The sequence below is a fragment of the Alkalicoccobacillus porphyridii genome, assembly GCF_007293315.1.
GTDB lineage: Bacteria > Bacillota > Bacilli > Bacillales > Bacillaceae_D > Alkalicoccobacillus > Alkalicoccobacillus porphyridii.
In genome coordinates, this window is the sequence record NZ_VLXZ01000004.1 from 33,776 (window position 1) to 58,348 (window position 24,573).

Genomic DNA, 24,573 nt, shown 5'->3' on the forward strand with positions numbered 1-24,573 from the left:
CTACTTAAGGCTAGCTTCATTAAAAATTTTTAACTTTTTTAGAGTAGAAGAAGAGGGGAGAAGCGATATGAACTATGTAGTCAAGAAGGGGGATACCGTTTCACTCGTCGCTTACCATCATCAAATCCGACCGTTTGATCTAATGCTTTTAAATCCGAGTATTCGTTTTGAATATGATTACCTACCTGTCGGAAAAAACCTCCTCTTACCAAAGCAAGCACGTTTCATTAAAAACATTTCACTTGATAATGATCTTCTTTGTGAGTATGGGGCCAACCAATTAGAGCAAGATCGCTTAAGACTTGAGGAGTTAGGAATAAAAGCATCCGTGATAGGATTCTCAGTTCTTGGTCAACCCTTGTATGCGTGGGTGATAGGCACTGGTAAAAAAACCTGTTTATATTCAGGAGGCTGGCATGCAAATGAGTGGCACACCTCAAAGTTTCTCAGTCGATTTATGATGAGCTATGTGGAAAAACAACAGGCGAAAGAGCAATGGTACGGTTTTGATTTAACGGAACTTTTTAAACGGGTTCAGTTGCACGTAATTCCGATGGTTAACCCCGATGGGATTGAGCTCGTACTGCAAGGGTTGTATGAAGGGCATCCATATGAGCATCAAGTAAAAGACATCAATCAAGGGATAACCAGATTTAATCATTGGTCAGCCAACATTCGTGGGGTGGATTTAAACCATCAGTGGCCAGCAGGCTGGGCTCAAGAAGCAAAAGGAAGCCCACATCAACCTTGGCCTAGGCATTATGGTGGTCCCCACCCTTTATCTGAACCAGAAGCAATGGCTGTTTATGAATATACGAAGCAAATACAACCTGATTATGTGTTAGCGTACCATTCCCAGGGTCAGGTCATTTATTGGGGTTATCGAGGAATGGAGCCGGCAGAAAGCGAGGAAATGGTTCAACGACTTTGTCAAGCGAGTTCATACACGGCCATACGCACTGCAGAAAGTGACGCAGGTTTTAAGGATTGGTTTATTAAAGACACACATAAACCTGGATTTACAATTGAAGTGGGTTCAGGGGTAAACCCTTTACCACCCCAATCATTTTCAGAAATATGGACAAATAATGCCAGGATGGGTCTCGTTGGGCTTACCTTATAATAAAAACTAACAAAAAAGACTTGCTCTCACACTTAGAAGGTGAGGGTCAAGTCTTTTCTGAGGTGTATCTATTCAAACTTCAGTGCGTCTCCATTAAATGGTTCGTCTGCGACTTTAATGGAATCAGTCGGACATCCTTCATGGGCATCAACCATGTCTTCCTCTAACTCATCAGGTATTGCTGTTGTACCTGCATTGTCATCTAGAATGACAAATGCTATGCCTTCATCATCGTAATCGTAAATATCAGGGGCTGCTGCGCCACATGCTCCACAGGCGATACAGGTATCTTTATCTACAATCGTGTATTTAGCCATATTATTAACCTCCAATTCGGCAAGCTTTCCCTTTTTACTCATTGTCAATTTATCAGGGAATGCATTTTCTTTACCTATTGTAAAGTCTACCCGTTTTTTTTTCAACTGAATCCTGCTGCTTATTACGCGGAAATCATCGAATGTAGATGAAAGTTCACGAAATCCATACTCTGTTAACACAAGGAAAGCTGAAATTTGTTACAATGATTGAATAGAATGAAGAATCAAAGGGGCTGGCCTAATGAAAAAAGCGTTGCTTCTTTCTATCCTAGGGGCGTTTAAGGGAGAGCGGACGATTTATGGGGCTTTGCATATCTTACAAGGAAAAAAATCAGCACAGGCCATTCAGGATAGTCATTTCTATTCTTTACTCCCTTTTTATAATCTTACACCCCAAATGACAAGAATTGATTTGGAGAAGCTAACTCAGGAACTTGTTCATGAACAGAGTATTATCTTAGATGAAGAGTTTGCAGTCTTGACAGATAAGGGTCAAGAAAAGCTCGCCGAGTTTGCTCAAAACCATCCATACATGACAGAATTAAATGGCTTAAAGTATCTTCAACAAACGACTGAGTACTGGCTACGTTTGACATTACTTATCCAAACAGCAACACATCTTATAATAAAGCAACCACATTTTGTACCTGTCACCTCAAACCATAGTGTGCAAAAATGGGTTAAAGCTCAAATTAAGCAGAACAGAAATGGATTAGACCACCTAGTCCATCAATTGTATAAAGAATGTGACGCATTTCTTTCCACCTGTTCAACGAGTCAGGCGACTGCTTTTGTATTACAGCTAAGCTCGCCTGCTCAAATAGGTTTAACTATTCAACAAATAGCAGAACGCTTACAAATGGAGGAGCTTAATGTAGCTGTTATGCATAAGGCGACATTACATAGGCTTTTCAATGCATTTCAAACACATACTTTTGAAACGCTAGCTATTTGTAAAGTTAACGAGCAAACATTCTCAACCGCCACGGCGCAGAAAACAGCACAATTACTAAAAGAAGGATACACATTACTCCAAGTGGGAAACAAACGAAGACTTAAGCAAAGCACAATTGAAGACCATATTGTGGAGCTAGCTTTGTATGATTCAACCTTCTCTATTGAAGCATACGTTACTGAACAGGAAATTAGAGCTGTTGATAAGGTCGCAAATGAATGTAACACACTAAAGTTAAAAGAGCTGAGAGAAGCACTTGGTGAAGAGTTTACATATTTTAAAATTCGGCTGGCATTAACTCGAAAGGATTATTTGAATGGATCTACTACAATCATTAGATAAGTGGTTTGGATATTCAAGCTTTAGAGCGGGGCAAAAAGAAATTGTTAGCTCGCTTTTAGAAGGATCTGACGTATTAGCTATGCTGCCAACAGGCACGGGAAAGTCAATATGCTATCAGCTTCCTGCATTTTTATCTAAGGGTTTAACCATTGTTGTGTCTCCACTCCTTTCACTGATGCAGGATCAGGTCCAAGATCTTCGTAGTAGGGGGTTAAAACAAGTAGCAGCATTAAATAGTATGGTTTCATACGAAGAAAAACAATATATACTAGCTAATTTGGACTCATATCAATTACTTTATATATCTCCAGAGATGCTACAAACTGACTGGTTAATGACAAGACTAAAACAAGTTTCTATCAGCTATTTTGTTGTGGATGAAGCTCATTGTATTTCTCATTGGGGAAAATCGTTTAGGACGGATTATTTAAAATTATTTGAGGTTCGAAAAGAGCTCGGCCTACCTCCTTGTCTTGCCATAACAGCTACTGCTACACAAGTAGTCCGCAGTGACATTAAGAAACACTTAAAACTTGATGATCCCGTCAGTTTTATCTACAGTGTGGATCGACCAAATATTTCGATAGCCGTGGAGCCTGTATCTTCAATCCAAGATAAGCTAGAGAAACTGATAGAGTATGTCACCACCCTAGAAGGTCCAGGAATGATCTATGTTCAAAGCAGAAAGTGGGCTGAAAAGGTTGCTTCGTATTTAAGACAGAATGGACAGACAAAGTGTAACCATTATCATGGGGGCATGGTTCATGAAGATCGACTACTCATTCAACAGCAATTTATGAATGGTCAGCTCGATATTGTTTGTTGTACAAGTGCATTTGGAATGGGGGTAAACAAAGCAGATATACGGTTTGTTATTCATTTCCATGCTCCTCTTGATCTTGAATCCTATCTACAGGAAATGGGCCGAGCTGGCAGGGACGGGCGACCAAGTGTGGCCATTTTACTGTATTGGGATGAGGATAAAGCATTCTCTCAGGCAATGCTACAAAAGGATCACTTTGATTCTCAGCTTCTTAGACGTGTACTTCAATCTTTTTCAGCGGGCGGCACGTATAACAAAGAAGAAGAAATGGCCATCTATTCTGCTCTAGGCTGTTCAGATACAGCGTTTAACATGCTACGATATCTTCTTGAGCAAAAGCATTACATAAAGGGCAAGACATGGTTAGCCTTTGATCCGCTTACTGTGTATTCTTCACTTGTACCTTCCATACGCTCTTCTCAGTCACTTATACAAGAAAGGCTATTAGCCATGTGGGACTGGGTAACGTCTGATCGTTGTAAACGTGAGCACATTTTATCTTATTTCGATGAAAACTTAACTAATAAGCCCGATCCATGCTGTTCATCTTGTGGAATTAAGCTGACTCGTGTTCATTCACCTACTCAGAAACAAACGTCTCAACATCAAGAAATAAACTGGAGGCAAGAGCTTAAAAACGTATTTACAGGAAGGCAACTTTATGGAGAGTAAGCGAGGAGAGATTGATCAATTTACAAGTAGAGAACTGATTATACAAGCGTATATCACTCAATTAATTCTACTTATGATAATCGTTGTTTTACTTTTGGGTTTTAAAGAACATGTGCATCCCGTTTTTCAGATGAACCGCTTGGACATTGGACAGGCCATTTGGCTAGGGAGCTTAACCGCTGTATTAGTTGTGATTGCTGAATGGTTTTTACTGAAAAATGTGAGTCCCAAAGCCTTGGACGATGGTGGTATTAACAATAAACTGTTTAGTACGATGAGTCATTCTCATATCGTAGGCTTTTGCATGATTGTTAGTATTATTGAAGAAATTCTATTTCGAGCTATTTTGCAAACCCTACTAGGTTTAGTGGGGGCAAGTATCTTATTTGCACTCGTGCATATCCGTTACTTAAGAAAACCACTGCTCTTTAGTGTTCTTATTATTGTTAGTTTTCTATTAGGTGTTTTATTTCATCTTACTGAGAATATTCTAGTACCAATTACAGCTCATTTTTTAATTAATGTCATAACGGGTATGTATATTCGTAAAAAGTCAATATCAAGAGGTGAAGAAATATGAATTCATTACCAGAGGATGATCAGAAGCAAACATCCTTACCACCAAGAAGTGAAATGAGAGAGCGAAGAAGAAAACGAAAGCAGAAACCAGTGGTACCATTAGCAACCCTTCTTTTAATTTTGTTTCTAACCCTTGTTGGTATGGCTTTATTTATTTTGCCAAGGCTATTCTAAATAGGCAAGGCTGTTCATATATTGGGGCTAAAAGGGGGTGCAGGTGTGACACTGCATCAAGAAATAGAGAATAATCCTGTAGCCAAAGTCATCATTTATGAACTAATAGATAGAAAAAAGAATGTAACAAAATTGGAGCGTTTAAGAAATTGGACGAGTGTGGCTCTGCTTTTACTATTAGCAGCTTTATTATTCCTTGGCCTAGACTCAGCTCAGGTAGGCATATTAGGTTTACCTTTTCAACTGACGACATACGGAATATATATAGTAGTTGGTGTGGTTATTATACTAATTAGACTTTTACATCTCCAGAAAAAAGCAGAGAAAGCCGATAACGACTTTGAAGAGCTTCGTGGGGAACTAATAGAAAGAGCCGAGGAACTATGGAAGCAAGATGAAGGCTGGCAGAAACGGAAACTGGTATTCCAGCATGTTCTAACTGATTATGGAATCAACCTATATTATCGATAATTTATCTAAAGTATAATCAGCTTTGACAACATGCCAATACTTCAGCTAAAATATAAGATAGATAAACAGCTTGGGGAGTGAGCATAATGTCAATGAGTCAATTTTTGGCCGTTCTAGGTTTTGGGGGACTGGCCGTTCTGCTTGCGGTATTTATGGCAATTGGGTTACTGAAACTTTCACAGAAATCGGATTAATCAGGTTGATACTCTGAAGCAGGGTATCAGCCTTTTTTTAGCAAAATGAGCTATTATTCCAAGGAGGAGAAGACCATGGCAACGATAATGGAGCAATTAGAAGAACTATACCCAGAGATGGTGGAAATTAGAAGGAAGCTTCATGCACAACCGGAACTTTCCTTTCACGAAGAAAAAACACCCGCTTTTATCGCTGACTACTTAGAAGAGTTGGGAGTAGACGTTAAACGTGGGGTCGGTGGCCGAGGAGTAGTTGGATACATAAAAGGAGATTTACCTGGTAAAACCGTGGCCTTGCGAGCAGATTTTGATGCGTTGCCAATTCAGGAGGATACGGGTTTGCCATTTGCTTCTGAAGTTCCAGGAGTAATGCATGCGTGTGGACATGATGGACATACAGCAACCCTTCTCGTATGTGCAAAGGTGCTAATGGAAAATCGTCACCTAATAAAAGGAACCATTGTGCTCATTCATCAATTTGCGGAAGAACTAGCTCCAGGTGGTGCTATTGAGATGATTAAGGATGGTTGCTTAGATGGAGTGGATGTCATTTATGGTACACACCTTTGGAATCCTCTTCCATTAGGACAAGTTGGATATCGTAGTGGTCCAATTATGGCTGCCTCAGATCGCTTTGAAGTGAAGATTCAGGGTAAAGGTGGACACGGTGCAGCTCCACACGAAACCATTGACGCGGTAGCAGTTGGAGCCGCTGTCGTTCAAAATCTTCAGCATGTAGTAAGCAGGCAGGTAGATCCTCTTAAATCAGCTGTTGTAACCACCGCGTCATTTCATGCAGGAGGGCCATTTAATGTCATTTCCGATACTGCAGAGTTAATCGGTACGGTGAGAACCTTTGAAGAGGACTTGCAAGAGCTCGTCATTAATAAAATGGACCAGCTAATTACCGGGGTATGTGCCAGTATGGGCGCTACTTGTGAATTTACGTATATAAAAGGATATCCAGCTGTTGTAAACGATCCAGTTGAAACGGAGCGGTTTGCAAGCATTGCAAAAGAGATTCATTCAGAACAGCTTGTTACTGAAATGGCTCCAGTCATGGGCGGAGAAGATTTCGCATATTATTTGAGAAAAATTCCTGGTACTTTTTTCTTTACGGGTTCTGGAAATTCAGAGATTGGTGCTGATTATCCTCACCACCATCCAAAGTTTACATTTGATGAAAACGCAATGTTATTGGCTGGGAAGTTACTTTTACATGCCGCAATGACCTATCAAGAGCAATAAAGCATTTTTCTAGGAAAATTTGGTGCGCTATTGTATATTGGATAAAGAAATGGGGAGTACTTTTTGAAATGGTTGCCATACGTTTTGCTAACAGGTTTGTTAAGCGTACCGCTATTGTTTCATATGAAAAAAGAAGCCGCGAAACATCGATTAATTAAACAAACTCTATCCTTTGATAAATTGCCAGAAGCATTTGATGGATGTAAAGTCTTCTTTGTTTCTGATTTGCATAAACGTTTGATTTCAAAAAGTCTTCTCGATGAAGTCGGGACATGTGACATCGTTATCATTGGAGGGGATTTGCTTGAATCAGGGGTATCGACTCCACAAATTAAACAAAACCTTCAACGTATATCAGCCTGCGGACCAACTTATTTTGTTTGGGGTAATAATGATGTAGAAGTGGATGAGGAGATACTTAGAGATCTGCTAAATAAAACAGGAGTTCAAGTACTTGAGAACTCAGGAGCTATTATTAGTCGTCATACAGACGCTCTGTTTATAGCAGGTGGTACAGAGCCATTGGAAGTTGAACAGTATCACCACCTTTCAAAACAGGCGAGCGACTATCCTTTTTCTATTTTTGTCTGTCACTTTCCACAGGCATTTAAGCAGCTTCCGGTTAAGCATCCTTTTTCTTTCATGCTTGGTGGACATACACATGGTGGACAAATTAGACTTCTAGGGTTAAGTGTAGCCAGACATGGTTCTATTCAACAAAAACAACAAGCTATTGAATTAATAAGTAATGGATATGGAACAAGTAAATTACCACTTAGGCTGGGTGCACTGCCAGAAGCGCACCTCTTTACCCTAAGGGCAGGTTTACCTTCCATACAGCCTCAAGTCATATACCAATTTGAAGATTGAGCATGCAAATGTTTATGTACTTGGGAGGAGAGGAATATGACAACATCAGATGGGAAATATAATATTAAGGCTCTATCCATTAAACTTGGCATCCAACCCGGGACTCTCCGGGCATGGGAGCGTCGGTATAAAGTGATTCAGCCATCCCGTAACGCTGCCGGTCATAGACTTTATTCAGAACAGCAAGTTCATATTTTAAATTGGCTAATTGATAAAATAAACCAAGGTTTTACAATTGGACAAGCAGTAGATTTAATGGAGGCAGAGTGGCAATCTCATGAAGAGAGTAAGTACAAGCAAAAAGCAGATTTCATTACACAGCTTGCAGATGAGATCCAAGCGGCATTGTTATCTTTTAATGAGCATGAAGCGACGCAGTTGTTAAACAAAGCATTTAGTATTTATAGTATTGAAAAAGTTGCAAATGACATACTTGGTCCAGTTTTTAAACATGTGCATTTAGAAGCTAATGAACCATCCATTAGCTCCGCAAGCAAGTATATGGTTAAGTCGTTTATCAATACAAAAATTAAACATATTTGTTCAAACCTTCCTGTGGATAGTCGCCTTCCAAAAGCTGTCACTGCACCATTTCACAAAGGTGAACTCGCAAGCATTCAATGTCTGCTTTTTACGTTATTTTTAAGACAACGTGGTTTTGAGGTCATCTATTTAGGAGAAGGAGTTTCGAACCTTGATGTCGAAATAGTGTTGCGGGAAGTAAGTCCAGGATTAAGTTTCTATTTCTGTCAAGAAGATGGGTGCGAGGAACAGGTTCAGTTGTTTCAACAACATATGAAAAAGCAGTTCCCTAACATGTATATTGCATTCGGAGGAAATGTGGATTTAACTATGTGTGACTGTGACTGCTTTTTAATTGGAACGCAGCTTTCTGAATGGGAACAATGGTTGAATCAATGGTTTAAATCAAGGTAGTAAATGTAAAGAAGGGCTTTCAAATAAGCACCATATGCATTGAAAGAACATACCGTATGATATAAGGAAAGATAAGTCGGTTACTAGTAATGGTTTCGTGATAAGGGAGGGACCAATATGCGTCTTGAGCGCTTAGCTGTAGATAAATTTAAAGTGTTTCTAACATTTGATGATATGCAGGATCGCGGCATTACAAAAGAAGACTTGTGGCAAGATGTACCTAAGGTTCATGACTTGTTCCGCGATATGATGCTGGAAGCAGACGATGAGCTAGGCTTTAAGGTGGATGGTCCTATTGCTGTTGAAGTCTTCGCGATGCCTGCTCAAGGAATGGTCTTTATTGTCAGTAAAGGTCAAGCAGATGATGACTTTGACGATGAAGGATTTGACGAGGGCTTTATTGAGATGCAGGTAACGTTGGATGAAACAGATGAAATTTTCTATGAGCTCTTTCATTTTGAGGCGGCAATCGGTTTAGCTTCTAGATTGTATTCCTTTGGAGTGAAAGGTGGGAAACTGTATTCATTTCAAGATCGATTCTTTATGAAATTTGAAGAGCAGGAGATAGAGCAGGTGAACGAAGATGCCTTTATTGCCTTATTGGCTGAATTCGGTAACCCTTCGACCATCTCGTCATTTAGAGTGTATGAATACGGTAAAGAATTAATGAATGAAAACGCCGTAACAACCATTTATGAATATTTTGTAAAGAATAGCATGTGACTAATAATATAGTCATATGCTATTTTTTTGAAAAAAAAATGAAGTCGTTTACGCTAATCTTTGCTAAAATGAGTTTGAGGTGAATCGTTTTGGAAAATGCAATCTTAATTATTGAGGACGATGCGGAAATTGCAAAGATTATACAGGATTACCTTGAAAGAGAAGGGTATCGTGTAAATTGGAAAGCTGCAGGGGATGAAGGCTTAAAAGCTTTTCACGATGAATGCTATTCACTAATATTAGTGGATTTGATGTTGCCAGGAAAAAGCGGTTTTGAAGTCTGTCAGGAAATTAGAGAAACAAGTGAAGTTCCAATCATTGTTGTGAGCGCAAAGCAAAGCGACCTTGATAAAATCCACAGTCTTGGTATCGGAGCCGATGATTATGTAACAAAGCCATTTAGCCCACTTGAGCTAGTTGCGCGAATTCGTGCTCAAATTCGTAGATATCAAGTGTTTCAATCTAAACTTCTTCAACAAAATCAACGTGAGCTCATTTTTCATGATGTTGTTATAGATCAAGGGGGCCGCTTGATTACATTAGATGGCCAACCGATTTCATTTACTGCAAAAGAATATGAACTATTTATCTATCTTGCTAAAAACCCCGGACAGGTTTTTACTAAGGAACAGCTCTATCGACAAATATGGCACCAGGCTGATTACGAAGATATTAGAACCGTAACCGTACACATAAAAAACATTCGTCATAAGCTAAAGGATGGGAAAAAATTTCCGAAATATATTGAAACTGTTTGGGGTGTAGGATACAAATTTATAGGGCACCAGCATGAGTATTCGACTTAAACTATACATAATTTTACTATTAACAGCGATTGTTCCTTTTGTTGTTACTTTGGTGTTTTATATACAGTTAACGGGTTGGTTTGATCGTGAGGAGAGTGCGGAGAGGCTTAATGCAATTCTAAGAGTGAATCAAATTAGTGATTTTATGAAACAGCACAGAGATCTTATGGAAGAGGCCGATGAATTAAGGGAAGCTGTAATCAATGAGCTTGAACCAAATGAAGATATGACTGTATATACAGCAGGATATAACCAGCTATTTTCAACAGGTAATGCTAATTCTGGCAGTATGACATCAAGAAATCAAGTCATGAGAAATTTGTATGAGCTCAAGACCTCTATGAGAGGTTACACGTACAAAGAACCGATCTTTACAAACGAGGGGGAAATCATTGCTTTTTTCACCCTACAAATTGAACGGACTGAAGTACAAGAAAAAACAAACCAAACCTATTGGATGGCACTTCTTATATTTTTGTTTGCAGTTGGAGGCACATTAACTCTTGTTCATTTCTGGTTAAAACGTAGAATGATTGTTCCAATTAATTATATTTTAGCGGAGATGGGCGAAATAGGGCGAGGACTTCCTAATGATGATACCAAAATCAATAAAAAACAAAAAGACGAAATGTCCCAATTATTGGCAGGATTTGGAGATATGAGTCAACGTCTAATTGAGGCTAAGAAAAATGAAGAAGAGGAAGTAGCAAATCAACAAAGACTAATAGCGGCCATTTCTCATGATTTACGTACTCCACTAACATCCATCCGTGCGTACGCTGAGGGAATGAGTGATCATCGTGATAAACAAGAGGATTACGCAAAAGTCATTCTCGCAAAAACCGAGTTTATGCAGAAGCTAATTAATGATTTACTTGCATATTCTGCCATACAGGCAACGAGCTTTTCTCTAAACCTTAAAGAGGTTGAGGCGGAGGAGTTAGCTGAATTGTTAGTTGATGGTTATAGCGAGCAAGACTTAAAAGTACGTGTTTCCTCAGAAATCAAGGTCGAACCGGCCATGGTTTCATGTGATGTAAATCGACTTATTCAAGTAATGGATAATTTAATTATGAATGCTGTAAGGTATTCTGATCCTTTTGAAGAGATTTCAATTCTCATTACAAACAAACGTAATGAATTGCCATCCTTTGTGTCCTATTCACCAGATCAGTTATATTTCCTTGTTAGTGATAAAGGGAAGGGCATACCGAAAGAAGAACAGGAACGTATCTTTTCATCTTTTTATCAAATTGAAAAAGCTAGAAATCAAACAAATTCAAGTGGAGTGGGGCTAGGTTTATCCATTTGTCAGGAATTAATTCATAAGCATCATGGAACGATGCAAGTATATTCAGGTGGGAAGGGAAGTACATTCTACTTTTCCATTCCGAGCTTTAACCACGATTTAAAAAAGGAGTATTCCAAATGAAACGTTTAATAGCAATTGGCTTAGGATCAGTACTGCTCTCAGGCTGTTTCCAGGAAATGAAGGCCGAGGATGTGCTGTACGAGGTATTTGAAAATGGTGGTTCTAAAGATGTATCCTATACAATTAATATGACTTCAACAGATTTGGATGGAGCTAAAACTGACATGCACGAGTGGTATGATGGTAACGGTCAATCCAAAAGGATTACGTACAAAAATGATGAAATTATTTACGAAGATGTGACAAATAATGACGTATCCATGACTAAGGATTATGAAAATGAAGTGGTTACCAATAATGACTATTACGGAGAAGAACGAGATGCCATAGGTTACGTTAGTCCATTTGAACAGGTAGAAGAACTAGTACGATATTATTCGGGATCCTTTAAAGCCGAGGTTGTAGGCGAGGAAACCCTATTGGGCCGGGAGACTACACATCTTCGCTTGGAGGTTCGACCTGAACGTGATATAGGGATGATAAGCGAAATTAATTTATGGTTTGATAACAAAACGTGGGTTGTTTTAAAGGAACAAATTAAAGATGGAGATAGAGATTTCACAAGAGAGGCTACCTCATTTGAACTTGTAAATGATTTTCCGGATGGTACGTTTGAAATTGAGAACGAAGAAGGATTTAGTGAGGAATCCTTCATTGATCTTTTTAAGCCTGAGCCCGTTACGTTAAAGGAAGCGTCAGAACAATATCAGTCCGACTTTTTAACATTTGATGAATCCTTTATTTATGATTCCGGCTTTATAAGACCAGACCCTGATATAGATAACAGCTACGTTTTAAATCTGACCTTCACAGATGATCGTGGGGAGGTATTTCTTTACATTGAACCCGAATGGCGACTCGTTGAAATAGAGGGACTAGAAAAGAAAACCGAAGTAAGGGGCCAGGAAGCTTTAATGGTAGATGAGACCTCGTTACTCACTTTTAATTGGCAGGAGAATGGTTTGCAATATTTTGTAGAATTTACTGGTGACTATTCAAGCGAAGTCGCGGAAGAAATTCTTTCTAATATGACGTTTACTAGCAAATAAAAAAAGATATTAGTTGATTTTTAACGTGACAAGTTTCACTATTAGAAAGAGTGAATAGAGTAAAAGAACACATGGGCAGGAGAGTGGAAAGTATGAAGGTAGCAGTTTTATATGGCGGTATATCAGCCGAACGAGAGGTGTCGTTATCTTCTGGTAAGGGAATAATGAATGCTTTAAAAAACCGAGGGCATGAAGTGGTTGCTATTGACTTTCATCCAGAAAGGTTAGATGAAATTCTTAATTTAGAAGCTGATATTGTCTATATTGCGCTTCATGGACGATATGGTGAAGATGGAAAAATACAAGCGTTACTTGATATGCTTTCAATTCCATATGTAGGATCTGGTGTGCAAGGCTCTGCCTTAGCAATGGATAAAGCTAAATCAAAATTATTCTTTGAACATGAAGGTACACGCGTGGCAAATGAACAAATTCTTTATAAGTATGACTTTAATGAACAGGATTTTAAGTTGTCATTAAAGCTGCCTGTTGTTGTTAAACCAAATCAAGAAGGCTCAACCATTGGTTTAACAATTGCTGAAGATATGGAGACCTTGATGAACGGAATTAAACAAGCGTTTGAATTTGATCAAACCGTGATGCTTGAAGAATTCATTTCTGGAAAAGAGGTTACTGTCTCTGTTCTTGGCGAGCAAGGAGAGGAACAAGCCCTACCGGTTATTGAGATTGTACCGAAAAACAAGTATTACGATTATGAAGCTAAATATGCGGTGGGTGGCAGTGAGCATATCATTCCAGCGAGGTTAAGTGCTGAACAGACGGCATATGTTCAAAAGCATGCCGTAAGAGCACATCAGGTTCTTGGGTGTGAAGTTTACTCACGAGTTGATTTCATCGTGCCAGAAGATGAAACCCAATTACCTGTTATCCTTGAAGTAAACACTTTACCCGGCATGACACCAACAAGTCTTTATCCAGATGCTGCAAAAGAAATTGGTTTATCTTATGAGGATATGGTAGAAAAGCTGATTGAGCTTTCTCTTAAAAAGCATAAGTAACAGCAGAAGCTGTTTCTACAGGGCTAAGCCCATTACATTCTAAGAGTCGAATAATTATGTGGTGAATCTAACATAATTATTCGGCTCTTTTTTAATGTTAGCTTCATGAATAAAGGGAAAACGTACGATATTTTTGCGTTTTGCTGCATGTCTAGTGTTATTTATAATATATTTATTGAACATCTGATAGATTATTTAAAAAAAATCGCAAAATGGTGGAAATCTATTTCGTTTGTCATTATAGTTAGGAGGAGAGGCTTGTTTGGGATATATAAAGACAAGCGATACACAGCTCAGAGGTGAAAGAAATGGACGATTATGAGAAGCAAATTGATCAGCTTGATGTTTTAGGTTCCACTCAAACCGTAATTAAACAGGCACTAACAAAACTTGGATATCCAGATGAGATGTATGAATTATTAAGTGAACCATTACGTATGTTGACTGTTCGTATTCCAATTCGGATGGATGATGGATCAACGAAGATATTTACCGGATACAGAGCTCAGCATAATGATTCTGTAGGACCAACTAAGGGTGGCGTTAGATTCCACCCGGAAGTAACAGAACGTGAAGTAAAGGCCTTATCCATATGGATGAGCTTAAAAGCTGGCATTGTTGATTTACCTTATGGTGGAGGTAAAGGAGGCATCGTTTGTGATCCACGAGAGATGTCTTTTAGGGAATTGGAACGTTTAAGCAGAGGTTATGTTCGGGCCATTAGCCAAATTGTAGGACCTACTAAAGATATTCCTGCACCTGACGTGTTTACAAACTCACAAATTATGGCTTGGATGTTAGATGAGTACAGTAAAATCCGTGAGTTTGACTCACCTGGATTTATTACCGGTAAGCCTTTAGTGTTGGGAGGATCTCACGGTAGAGAGTCAGCTACAGCAAAAGGTGTTACCATCTGTATTAATGAAGCAGCGAAAAAAGTTGGCATCGATATGGAAGGTGCTAGAGTGGTGATTCAAGGGTTTGGCAATGCGGGTAGCTTCCTAGCGAAGTTTCTTCATGATGCTGGAGCCATTGTTGTTGGTATTGGTGATGCATATGGTGCATTATATGAACCTGACGGCTTAGATATTGATTATTTACTAGATCGTAGAGACAGCTTTGGCACTGTAACCAAACTATTTAAAAACACCATTACAAATGAAGAGCTGCTTGAATTAGATTGTGATATTTTAGTACCGGCAGCGATAGAAAACCAAATTACCAAAGAAAATGCGGCAAATATAAAAGCATCCATTGTTGTTGAAGCTGCAAATGGTCCAACAACGATGGAAGCGACAGAGATTCTGGCAAAACAAGGAGTTCTTCTTGTCCCGGACGTTTTAGCAAGTTCCGGAGGAGTCACGGTATCTTATTTTGAATGGGTACAAAACAATCAGGGATACTATTGGACGGATGAAGAAGTCGAAGGAAAGCTTGAATCTGTTATCAAAGGTTCATTTAACAATATTTATCAGCTTGCAAAAACCCGTAAGGTAAATATGCGATTAGCTGCATATATGATAGGGGTTCGTAAAATGGCTGAGGCATCAAGATTTAGAGGATGGGTGTAATCCTTTTTCATTGTATATATTTCACATAGCTTCAGCGAAATCTCTTTGATTTCGCTGTTTTTTTTAGTTTAAACCCGTATGAACTGCAAGCTTTATACAGAGTATGCTATACTTTTTTAATGAAAAAGGAGCATAATAAGCGGAAAAGTGTAGTAGCTACCCGTTATAGTGTTGGAATGGAGTGAGTTGAGTTCAATGCAAAAGGAAGACGTGATTATCATTGGAGCGGGCCCATGTGGCCTAGCAGCAGCCATTGCTTGTCAGGAGCAGGGATTATCCCCTTTACTAATAGAGAAGGATTATATTGTTAGCTCTATTTCCAACTATCCTACCCATCAGACATTTTTCAGTACAAGTGAGAAACTAGAAATTGGAGATGTGGCATTTGTGACCGAGCAACGTAAGCCCCACCGCAACCAAGCCTTGGTTTATTACCGGAGTGTGGCTGAGCGAAAGCAATTACGTATTAACTCTCAAGAAGAGGTAAAACAAGTACAGAAACAAGAGGACGGCACATTTATTGTTGAAACAATAAAAACAAGCTACAAAGCCGCCTTTGTAGTCATCGCTACGGGCTATTATAACTCTCCTAACTTAATGAATATAAAAGGAGAAGACTTGCCCCATGTCTACCACTATTTTAAAGAGGCACACCCATACTTCAGGCGACATGTTGTTGTGATTGGTGGGAAAAATTCAGCCATTGATGCTGCTCTTGAACTAGAGAAGGCGGGTGCGCATGTAACAGCTTTATATAGAGGTACGGATTACTCGCCGAGTGTAAAACCGTGGATATTACCGGAGTATGTGTCACTCGTAAATCATCAAAAAATAAAACTGGAATTCCAAGCAGAAATCAAACAAATCACTGAAACAGAGGTCGAATACTCTGTGTTGGGAAAATTAAAACGAGTCAAGGCAGATTATGTTTTTGCGATGACAGGTTATCATCCTGACCATCAATTCCTAAAGAGTATGGGAGTTAGTGTTGAGGATGAAACAGGACGGCCTGAATATAACCCAGATAGTTTTGAAACAAATGTTGAAGGCCTATTTATCGCTGGAGTTATTGCGGCGGGCAATAATGCAAATGAAATCTTTATTGAAAATGGCCGTTGGCATGGATTGGGTATTGCCGCAAGAATAAAGGAATTGCTAGCAAAACGATAAAGGGGCAACTTAGATGAAAAAGGTCGTACTTATTACAACTGGTGGTACTATTGCAAGTACTGAGAATAAGGATGGTAAGCTCGTTGCAGGTGAACTTTCAGGTGAAGAGCTTGCAAAATTATGTCAGCTTCCTGAAGATATTCATGTCGTTGTAAGGTCAATGCTTCAAAAGCCTAGCATCCACATTACATTTGATGACTGGCTTGACTTAAAAAAAGAAATTGAATTAGCATTTATGCAGGATGATGTAGACGGTGTGGTTGTCACACACGGAACAGATACGTTGGAAGAAACAGCCTATTTTCTAGATTTGGTTATCAAGGATGAGCGACCAGTTATTGTGACAGGTTCCCAAAGAGGACCAGAGCAATTGGGTAGTGATGCATTTATCAACTTACGTCATGCCATTTATGCGGCTTGCCATGAGGATTTGCACCAAGTTGGAACATCTGTAGTATTTAATGAACGAATATTCGCAGCCAGGTATGTAAAAAAAGAGCATGCTTCAAACATTCAAGGCTTTAATGCTTTTGGATTTGGTTATTTGGGGATTATTGATAATGACACGATTTTTTTGTATCAAAAACCAATTGAACGTCAGGTCTTTCATTTACAAGAGGAGCTCCCCCAGATTGCCATTGCAAAGATCTATTTGGGCATGCATCCAAACGTGCTTAAAGGATTACTTGAAACCATGGATGGCGTTGTGATAGAAGGAGTAGGGCGAGGTCAGGTTCCACCACATTTGGTTCCTTTGCTTGCGGAAGCGCTACAAGTAGGAAAAACCATAGTAATGACTACCTCTGCTGAAGAGGGTAAAGTCTATCCTACCTACGAATATGAAGGTAGTGCTCACCAACTAGAACAATTGGGTGTCATTTTGGGCTCGGATTATGATAGTAAAAAGGCACGAATCAAAACAATGGTCCTGTTAGCTTCTCAATCAGATGTAAGGTCTGGCTTTAGTAGATAATAGTTTCTTCTTGAAATGGAATATCATTAGAAATATAATGACCTTACTACGTGTAATGGACAGGTTCCATCCTCTAAGCAGATGCTAACGGGACATTTGTTATAAGGACCTGTGGCTTATAGAAAGGCAGGTCGTATATGTTTTCGTTGCTAACGGCTGCAATAGCGCCTGCGCTGGCATTGTTAACATACTTTTATTTAAAGGCAGATTATCGTCGTAAGCTGCACGAGACCATCATTCGAACATTTCTTTTAGGAATTCTATTGGTATTTCCGGTCATGGTTTTGCAGTATGCATTTATTGAAGAAGAGATATTTACAAAGGAATGGCAGCAAGCTATTATTTTATACGGTTTTACCGAAGAGTTCTTTAAGTGGTTTATTCTTTTGATTTTTGCTTATCAGCATGGGAGCATTGCCAGAAGGAATGATGGAATTGTTTACGGGGTGTCTCTTTCTCTTGGGTTTGCAACAATGGAGAACGTATTTTATTTAATTGCTCATGGCATTGAAACAGCTGTCGGGCGTGCGCTTATGCCGGTTTCAAGCCACGCACTGTTTGGAATTATTATGGGATATTACCTAGGCAGTGCTAAATTAATGCCTACAAAGAAACGCTGGCTACTTTCACTATCACTGCTATTGCCTGTTGCTTTACATAGTTCATATGACTACATTGTATTTTTATTTGATCATTATGTGTTGTTTGGAATAATTCCTTTCATGCTAATGCTTTGGGTGTTTGCCATCTACAAAATTAGGCTTGCAAGTAAGCTGGATCAACAATCACCACGTACAAGGGGGAATTAAACCGTCATGGAAGAACGTTATCGAATCGTCATTCGCTGTCCAGAGTGTCAGGAAAAGTATATTCTTAGAGGCAGACTAAATGAATTTGGTGAATACGAGACTGGATTCAAGCGCTGTGTTTGTGGAAATGAAGAGCGACTTCTTATTGAAGCCTCTCCCGAATCATAAAAACCACTTGCATTTATAATATTCGTCAGGTATGTTATAGTGAACATCCAAAAACAAAATATGTTTTCTTATCAAGAGAGATGGAGGGAAAGGCCCTATGAAGTCTCAGCAACCAGCCTATTTTTGGCAAGGTGCTAAATCCGGCAGGGACAGTTCTGCTAAGATAAGAGGAAGCTTTATGTGCAGCAGACAAAGCACCTTCTTCTTATTAAAGAGGAAGGTGCTTTTTTAATTTTATGAGATGGAGTGATCACAATGGATAAGCGAGCCTTAGAAACTTGTTTGGTGCAAATTGGGAATCGAGTAGATCAACGTACAGGTGCTGTGAACGCTCCCGTATACTTTTCAACGGCCTATCGTCATACTGGCATTGGAGAATCAACTGGTTACGATTACGCAAGAACGGGGAATCCAACGAGAGAGGTATTAGAACAGGCGATTGCAGAACTTGAAGAAGGAGATAGAGGATTTGCGTGCAGTTCAGGTATGGCCGCGGTTCATACAGTTTTATCTCTTTTTCAAGAAGGGGATGAAATCCTTGCTTCTAAGGATTTATATGGGGGGACCTATCGCTTGTTTGAAGAGGGCTGGAACCGCTGGGGTTTAACCTTTAGGTATGAAGACCCTAGAGACTTGGAGACATTTGAGGCAGCAATAACGTCTGAAACAAAAGCGTTATTTATCGAATCTCCTACAAATCCACTTATGCAAGAGGCTTCAATTACTAGCTTAGCAACCATAGCAAAGAAATATAATCTGCTATTAATCGTTGACAACACCTTTTACACCCCGTTAATTCAACAACCCATTGTAGATGGGGCAGACATTGTGGTTCATAGTGCTTCAAAATACATAAGTGGCCATAATGATGTCATTGCTGGTCTCATTGTATCTAAAGGGGCGGAGCTTTCGGAGAGAATTGGTTACTATCATAATGGAATAGGGGCAACTCTTTCGGCATTTGATTCCTGGTTAGTAATTAGAGGCATGAAAACCCTCGCACTTAGGATGGAGAAGCATGAAGAAAATGCTAAAGAAATTGTTCGGTTTCTAGAAGAAGCTCCTGCGGTTGAAGAGGTGCTTTACCCAGGGCGTGGGGGAATGATCTCCTTTCGGGTCAAGGAAGAATCATGGATCAATCCAATTTTGCAGCATTTGTCTTTGATCTCATTTGCAGAGAGTCTTGGAGGGGTAGAAAGTTTAATGACGTATCCTGCTACTCAAACTCATGCAGACATTCCTGAGGAAATCCGCACAGCCAATGGTGTTGACAATAAGCTATTACGTTTCTCCGTAGGGATTGAACGTTGTCAGGATTTAATAGAAGACCTAAAGCAAGCGTTCTCAGCTGTAGATAGATAGGCATCCATCGATTATACGAAAGGAGATCATTATGGGACTATTGGAGAGATTAAAAACAGATATTTTAGTTGGCGACGGTGCAATGGGGACTTTATTGTATGAGCGGGGAATTGAGCACCAGTGCTTTGAAGAGATAAATATTACGCAGCCTGATCAGGTTATTTCGATTCATCGTGAATACCTTCAAGCGGGTGCAGACGTTATTCAAACAAATACCTATGCCGCAAACCACTTAAAGCTTAGCAAATATGGATTGGAAGAGAGAACTGCCGAAATCAACAGAAGGGCAGTTGCTTTAGCAAAACAGGCAGCAGCTGACAAAGCTTATGTAGTTGGCACGATTGGTGGAATCCGACGCTTCCAAATGGAAGAGTCGACTTTAGATGAGATTAATGAAGCATTGACTGACCAGCTTATTACTTTAATTGATGAAGGTGTAGATGGACTTTTATTAGAAACGTTTTATGATCTTGAAGAAGCTTTAATGATCACAAAAGAGGCAAAAAAGCATAGCTCGTTACCTCTTATCGTTAATGTAAGTCTTGGTGATATTGGTGTGATGAGTGGGGGCATTCAAGCAACTGAAGCATTTAGTCTATTAACAAAAGCAGGTGCAGATATTGTTGGGTTAAATTGTCGGATGGGTCCTGCCCATATGCTGCGTTCTTTTGAAGAAATTCCGATTCCCGAACATCATTATCTTGCTGTTTATCCTAATGCAAGCTTGCCTGATTATCGCGACGGGCGATTGTTTTACTCCTCTAATCCAGAATATTTTGCAAATATGACAGGGCGATTTATTGACCAAGGGGTCCGTTTGATCGGGGGATGCTGCGGTACCTCTCCTTCACATATTAAAGCAGTGGCTGAGGTAGCAAAAAGTCGAGTCCCTGTTCAAAAAAAGACGTTAAAGTTCACCGTGCGTGAGCCTATTCCAGAGGTTGATTTAACAGGAAGTGAAAAGAAGCTAACTGAAATTGTCCGTAAGCAGAGTTCCGTAATTGTTGAACTAGACCCTCCCAAAAAGCTCAGTACAAAAAGATTTATGGAAGGGGCACATGCTCTGAAAGAGGCAGGAATTGATGCCTTAACGCTTGCCGATAATTCACTTGCATCTCCTCGTATTGATAACCTTGCTTTAGGGACGATGGTAAAGGAACAGGTAGGGATGCGACCTCTTGTTCATTTAACATGCCGTGACCGAAATCTCATTGGGTTGCAATCACATTTAATGGGATTGCATGCGCTTGGTTTAAACGACGTATTAACGATTACTGGGGACCCAACAAAAATAGGTGATTTCCCTGGGGCTACCTCTGTTTATGATCTTGCATCGTATCAGTTGATCTCTATGATCAAACAGTTAAATGAAGGAATTTCTTTCTCGGGTAAGGATTTAGGAGAGCGAGCTAACTTTACAATAGGTGCGGCTTTTAATCCAAACGTTAAATACATTGATAAAGCAGTCAAGCGCTTGGAGAAAAAAATCGAAAGCGGCGCTGATTATTTTATGAGCCAGCCAGTCTACGATCATCAACAGTTAGAAGCAATTTATGAGGAAACAAAGCATATGACACAGCCTATCTATATTGGAATTATGCCATTAATTAGTGCACGTAATGCTGAGTTTTTACACAATGAAGTGCCAGGTATAAAGCTGACAGATCAAATAAGAGAAGCAATGTCAACTCATGAGGGCAATCGAGAGGCTTCTAAGCAAGAGGGATTGGCCATTGCTAAGTCTTTGATTGATACGGCCATGGACTATTTTAATGGTATTTATTTAATCACACCGTTTATGCACTATGATGTAACCGTGGAACTTGCAGGATATATTAATGCGAAAACAAAAATAAAGCAAAACCAATCTATATTTGAATAAGTTATAACATGTGATTTGCCACTGCTATGATGACAGTGGAAAATTTTTATGTGTAAGTAAACCTGGGAGTTTCTCGGCCGACTCCGAGGGGAGGTACGTGCAGGGGTGAATTAATATTGGCGTTAGCTAAGTTTAGTTCACCGCACGCCCCCGGAAAGCGTGCCCTATCCCTGTAGCAAATTAAAAGCACTACTAATAATAATTTAGATTAGGGTCAATACACACCGAAAAACTCGGATCACTATTTATAGTGGTTTGAGTTTTTTTATTTATTTTTGCTTTTTAAGACAGTCACTTTTTTTATGGCAAAAAAGGTATGAATAAATCCTTTTTTCCAACAAACACTAACATCACGCACGAAGTATACGCGGATAAAAGTGATAGGAGGGAAAGAAATGTTTATTCACTCATTAACAGTTAAAAAAATAGTTCTAAGTTCAATGGCTGTTATTTGTCTTTTAACATGGCATGCTCAGGATGTTCAAGCCTTTTCTGACCAAATTATTCAGAAGGGCGCGACAGGAGATGACGTTGTAGAACTTCAAGCAAGACTGCAATATAACGGCTTTTACACCGGGAAGATTGATGGGGTGTATGGCTGGGGCACATACTGGGCTGTTCGAAACTTCCAAAACGATTTTGGAATGGAAGTAGACGGGTTAGTAGGAGATAACATGAAACAAATGTTAGCCAAGTCAACAAAGTATGATGAAGGCTTTGTGCAAAATGCTCTAAAAGAAGGTAGGAAATTCTCCCACTACGGAGGAACAGATAAGAAAAAGCAGCAAGGACCTAAAGGAAGTGCAAAGGGCGGAGGCAAGAAGGGAACAAGTGGAAGTCAAGCACCTGCACCTGATAATGAAGGTCAAACAGGTGGGGATGAACAACCACAAGCTCCTGAAAATGACGAGCCGACAATTGAAAAAGCAAATAATGTTCCCTCTGGTTATTCAGACAATGATATTCGCTTAATGGCTCAAGCTGTTTATGGTGAAGCTCGAGGAGAGCCATATGTAGGCCAGGTGGCAGTAGCAGCGGTTATTATCAACCGAATAAACAGTGCAACTTTCCCAAATACAGTGTCTGAAGTGATCTATGAGCCTAGAGCATTTACAGCTGTAGCAGATGGGCAAATTAACAATGAGCCTGATGAAACAGCAAGGCGCGCAGTTATTGATGCATTGAATGGGCAGGATCCAACAGGTAATGCTATTTACTACTTTAATCCAGTGACTGCTACGTCCGACTGGATCTGGTCAAGAGAGCAAATTAAAAAGATTGGTAAACATATCTTTTGTTATTAGAAGACGGAGGTGAATGAGAATGTTAAAAACCATCATTATAGGACTTGCCGTTGCTGCGGTGATAGGAACTGGCTGGTGGGGCTATCAACAAAAAAGTGAAGGGGATCAGCTTAGAATTCAAGCAGAAAACAGTTATCAACGTGCGTTTCATGATTTAACATTCAACCTTGATCAGATTGAAGATGAGCTCGGGAAAACATTAGCCATGAATTCAAGAAAGCAGTTATCACCCTCACTCGCAGAAGTATGGAGAATAACAAGCTTAGCTCAAAAAAATCTAGGGGAATTACCGGTTCAATCAGTCAAAACAAGTGATGCAGAAGAATTTCTTTATAAAATGGCTGATTTTAGCTACAGGACATCCGTGAGAGACTTAGATGAAGTACCGTTGACCGACAAAGAGTACCAGACCTTAAAGGACTTGCATAAGCATGCAGGGACAATTCGTGAAAACATGAGAAGTATGCAGGCAAAGGCAATGAACGATCAACATAGTTGGGTAGAGGCTAGTTTAAATGAGGACAATCAAGGGGAAGAAAGTATTCCTGGAAAGTTTGAATTAATGAATAAGTCGGTAGAAGGGTTTAGTGAGGTAGATTGGGGAGCTAGTAAGGATTCTATCCGCAACATTAATGGAGAATTAAAAGAAGCTTTAAATGGTAAAGAGATTAGCGAAGAAGAGGCGAAGGATATCGGCAGAAACTATGCTGGTGTTGGAAAGGGAGCTAATGTTCAAATCTCAAAAACAGGAAAAGGGCTAGAGTATCCTGCCTATACCCTGGTTATAGATGATCCTGATCATGAAGCTGACTATTATATGGATATTAGTCAAAAGGGTGGCGAGGCGATTTGGTTCATGCAAGAGAGACAAATGGGTAAGCAAACGGTTGGTTTAAATGAGGCAGCCGAAAAAGCTAAAACCTTCCTTGAGGACCACGGGAAATCCAATATGGAGTTAGTCGATAGCACACAATATGACAATACTGGTGTATTTGAATTTGTGTATACTCAAGATGATGTGAGGGTTTATCCGGAGTCAATATTAATTGAAGTTGCACTTGATAATGGAGATGTCACAAGCTATGAAGCCAAAGGCTATCTAATAAATCATCAAGAGAATCGAGATATTCCAAGTGTCAAGCTTTCAAGAGATGAAGCAAAAGAGAATGTAAACCCTAGAGTAGAAGTCATGGAAGAACATATTGCTATGGTCAAAAACTCCATCGATGAAGATGTGCTGTGTTATGAGTTTTTAGGTGTGTTAGATGACGATACATTCAGAATTTTTATTAACGCTGAAGATGGACAAGAAGAAAAGGTTGAGCGTTTGATTCAATCAGAACCAGTTTATCAATAACGAATGAGTTGGGAAAAAAAGAATACAGTCTAACAGAACCCGAACAATGATGATGTCATTGTTCGGGTTCTTTATTTGTACAAGCGTTTTCGCGACCATCGGGAATCATGTCTGCCGTTAATAGAACAGGTTTGGAGCTTCTTCCAAACATCTGTATCACGCTTTGCGCTAGTGAGAGTGAAGGTAATAATCGTACTTTAGACTTTATCATCAAGCTCAACCATTACCTTGCGCTTTTTCCAAT

At 39.5% G+C, this 24,573-nt stretch carries 24 protein-coding genes and 1 riboswitch; of the genes, 23 read left to right on the forward strand and 1 reads right to left on the reverse strand.

The window, feature by feature from the left end:
- Positions 1-67 precede the first annotated feature (67 nt).
- A complete protein-coding gene (locus FN960_RS07580) occupies positions 68-1,123 on the forward strand; it encodes a M14 family metallopeptidase (protein WP_143848103.1) in 1,056 nt (351 codons plus the stop codon).
- 68 nt (positions 1,124-1,191) lie between these two features.
- Here the strand turns inward: FN960_RS07580 and FN960_RS07585 are convergent, their stop codons facing one another.
- Entirely contained in the window at positions 1,192-1,440 is a 249-nt protein-coding gene (locus FN960_RS07585) for a ferredoxin (RefSeq protein WP_143848399.1), read from the reverse strand.
- A gap of 241 nt (positions 1,441-1,681) precedes the next feature.
- On the opposite strand from FN960_RS07585, the gene FN960_RS07590 reads away from it, so the two are divergent.
- The 22 genes from FN960_RS07590 to ypeB all read left to right on the forward strand — a co-directional run bounded on the left by FN960_RS07590 (position 1,682) and on the right by ypeB (position 24,329).
- Positions 1,682-2,737, forward strand: coding sequence for a YpbB family protein (locus FN960_RS07590; protein ID WP_143848104.1), 1,056 nt, complete (start codon positions 1,682-1,684; stop codon positions 2,735-2,737).
- The gene (locus tag FN960_RS07595; protein WP_143848105.1) at positions 2,712-4,232 is read left to right on the forward strand and encodes a RecQ family ATP-dependent DNA helicase; all 1,521 of its coding nucleotides are present in this window, start codon (positions 2,712-2,714) and stop codon (positions 4,230-4,232) included. The genes FN960_RS07590 and FN960_RS07595 overlap by 26 nt, the downstream gene beginning before the upstream one ends.
- Positions 4,222-4,812, forward strand: a complete 591-nt coding sequence (locus FN960_RS07600) for a CPBP family intramembrane glutamic endopeptidase (RefSeq protein ID WP_143848106.1) — start codon at positions 4,222-4,224, stop codon at positions 4,810-4,812. The genes FN960_RS07595 and FN960_RS07600 overlap by 11 nt, the downstream gene beginning before the upstream one ends.
- A complete protein-coding gene (locus tag FN960_RS22770; RefSeq protein WP_185970959.1) occupies positions 4,809-4,985 on the forward strand; it encodes a hypothetical protein in 177 nt (58 codons plus the stop codon). The genes FN960_RS07600 and FN960_RS22770 overlap by 4 nt, the downstream gene beginning before the upstream one ends.
- A gap of 45 nt (positions 4,986-5,030) precedes the next feature.
- Positions 5,031-5,456, forward strand: a complete 426-nt coding sequence (locus tag FN960_RS07605) for a DUF2663 family protein (protein WP_185970960.1) — start codon at positions 5,031-5,033, stop codon at positions 5,454-5,456.
- Positions 5,457-5,725: 269 nt separating this feature from the next.
- Positions 5,726-6,898 (forward strand): M20 family metallopeptidase, encoded by a 1,173-nt coding sequence (locus FN960_RS07610; RefSeq protein ID WP_143848108.1) that lies wholly within the window; start codon positions 5,726-5,728, stop codon positions 6,896-6,898.
- Positions 6,899-6,961: 63 nt separating this feature from the next.
- On the forward strand, positions 6,962-7,768 hold the full coding sequence (locus FN960_RS07615) for a metallophosphoesterase (RefSeq protein ID WP_143848109.1): 807 nt from the start codon (positions 6,962-6,964) through the stop codon (positions 7,766-7,768).
- A 36-nt stretch (positions 7,769-7,804) separates the two neighbouring features.
- A complete protein-coding gene (locus tag FN960_RS07620) occupies positions 7,805-8,704 on the forward strand; it encodes a MerR family transcriptional regulator (RefSeq protein ID WP_143848110.1) in 900 nt (299 codons plus the stop codon).
- A 117-nt stretch (positions 8,705-8,821) separates the two neighbouring features.
- Positions 8,822-9,427, forward strand: coding sequence for a genetic competence negative regulator (locus FN960_RS07625; protein ID WP_143848111.1), 606 nt, complete (start codon positions 8,822-8,824; stop codon positions 9,425-9,427).
- A gap of 89 nt (positions 9,428-9,516) precedes the next feature.
- The gene (locus tag FN960_RS07630) at positions 9,517-10,233 is read left to right on the forward strand and encodes a response regulator transcription factor (protein ID WP_143848112.1); all 717 of its coding nucleotides are present in this window, start codon (positions 9,517-9,519) and stop codon (positions 10,231-10,233) included.
- Positions 10,217-11,665, forward strand: coding sequence for a sensor histidine kinase (locus FN960_RS07635; protein WP_143848113.1), 1,449 nt, complete (start codon positions 10,217-10,219; stop codon positions 11,663-11,665). Before FN960_RS07630 ends, FN960_RS07635 begins: the two co-directional genes overlap by 17 nt.
- Positions 11,662-12,714 carry a LolA family protein gene (locus FN960_RS07640; RefSeq protein WP_143848114.1) on the forward strand — a complete coding sequence of 351 codons (1,053 nt, stop codon included), beginning with the start codon at positions 11,662-11,664 and terminating at the stop codon, positions 12,712-12,714. The genes FN960_RS07635 and FN960_RS07640 overlap by 4 nt, the downstream gene beginning before the upstream one ends.
- Before the next feature lie 92 nt (positions 12,715-12,806).
- The gene (locus FN960_RS07645) at positions 12,807-13,733 is read left to right on the forward strand and encodes a D-alanine--D-alanine ligase family protein (protein WP_143848115.1); all 927 of its coding nucleotides are present in this window, start codon (positions 12,807-12,809) and stop codon (positions 13,731-13,733) included.
- A gap of 308 nt (positions 13,734-14,041) precedes the next feature.
- Positions 14,042-15,304 carry a Glu/Leu/Phe/Val family dehydrogenase gene (locus FN960_RS07650; RefSeq protein WP_143848116.1) on the forward strand — a complete coding sequence of 421 codons (1,263 nt, stop codon included), beginning with the start codon at positions 14,042-14,044 and terminating at the stop codon, positions 15,302-15,304.
- Positions 15,305-15,499: 195 nt separating this feature from the next.
- Complete coding sequence (locus tag FN960_RS07655; protein WP_143848117.1) at positions 15,500-16,474, forward strand: YpdA family putative bacillithiol disulfide reductase; 975 nt, start codon at positions 15,500-15,502, stop codon at positions 16,472-16,474.
- Between the two features lie 13 nt (positions 16,475-16,487).
- Complete coding sequence (locus FN960_RS07660; RefSeq protein WP_143848118.1) at positions 16,488-17,447, forward strand: asparaginase; 960 nt, start codon at positions 16,488-16,490, stop codon at positions 17,445-17,447.
- A gap of 137 nt (positions 17,448-17,584) precedes the next feature.
- Positions 17,585-18,256: a glutamic-type intramembrane protease PrsW gene (gene prsW / locus FN960_RS07665; RefSeq protein ID WP_143848119.1), complete on the forward strand. Its 672-nt coding sequence runs from the start codon at positions 17,585-17,587 to the stop codon at positions 18,254-18,256.
- 6 nt (positions 18,257-18,262) lie between these two features.
- A complete protein-coding gene (locus FN960_RS22775; protein WP_185970962.1) occupies positions 18,263-18,424 on the forward strand; it encodes a hypothetical protein in 162 nt (53 codons plus the stop codon).
- Between the two features lie 65 nt (positions 18,425-18,489).
- Positions 18,490-18,594, forward strand: a riboswitch (SAM riboswitch).
- A gap of 85 nt (positions 18,595-18,679) precedes the next feature.
- Positions 18,680-19,786: a methionine biosynthesis PLP-dependent protein gene (locus FN960_RS07670; protein WP_143848120.1), complete on the forward strand. Its 1,107-nt coding sequence runs from the start codon at positions 18,680-18,682 to the stop codon at positions 19,784-19,786.
- A gap of 31 nt (positions 19,787-19,817) precedes the next feature.
- Positions 19,818-21,668 (forward strand): bifunctional homocysteine S-methyltransferase/methylenetetrahydrofolate reductase, encoded by a 1,851-nt coding sequence (locus tag FN960_RS07675; protein WP_143848121.1) that lies wholly within the window; start codon positions 19,818-19,820, stop codon positions 21,666-21,668.
- 395 nt (positions 21,669-22,063) lie between these two features.
- Positions 22,064-22,972 (forward strand): spore cortex-lytic enzyme, encoded by a 909-nt coding sequence (gene sleB, locus FN960_RS07680; protein ID WP_143848122.1) that lies wholly within the window; start codon positions 22,064-22,066, stop codon positions 22,970-22,972.
- Positions 22,973-22,991: 19 nt separating this feature from the next.
- On the forward strand, positions 22,992-24,329 hold the full coding sequence (gene ypeB / locus FN960_RS07685; protein ID WP_143848123.1) for a germination protein YpeB: 1,338 nt from the start codon (positions 22,992-22,994) through the stop codon (positions 24,327-24,329).
- Positions 24,330-24,573: the final 244 nt, after the last annotated feature.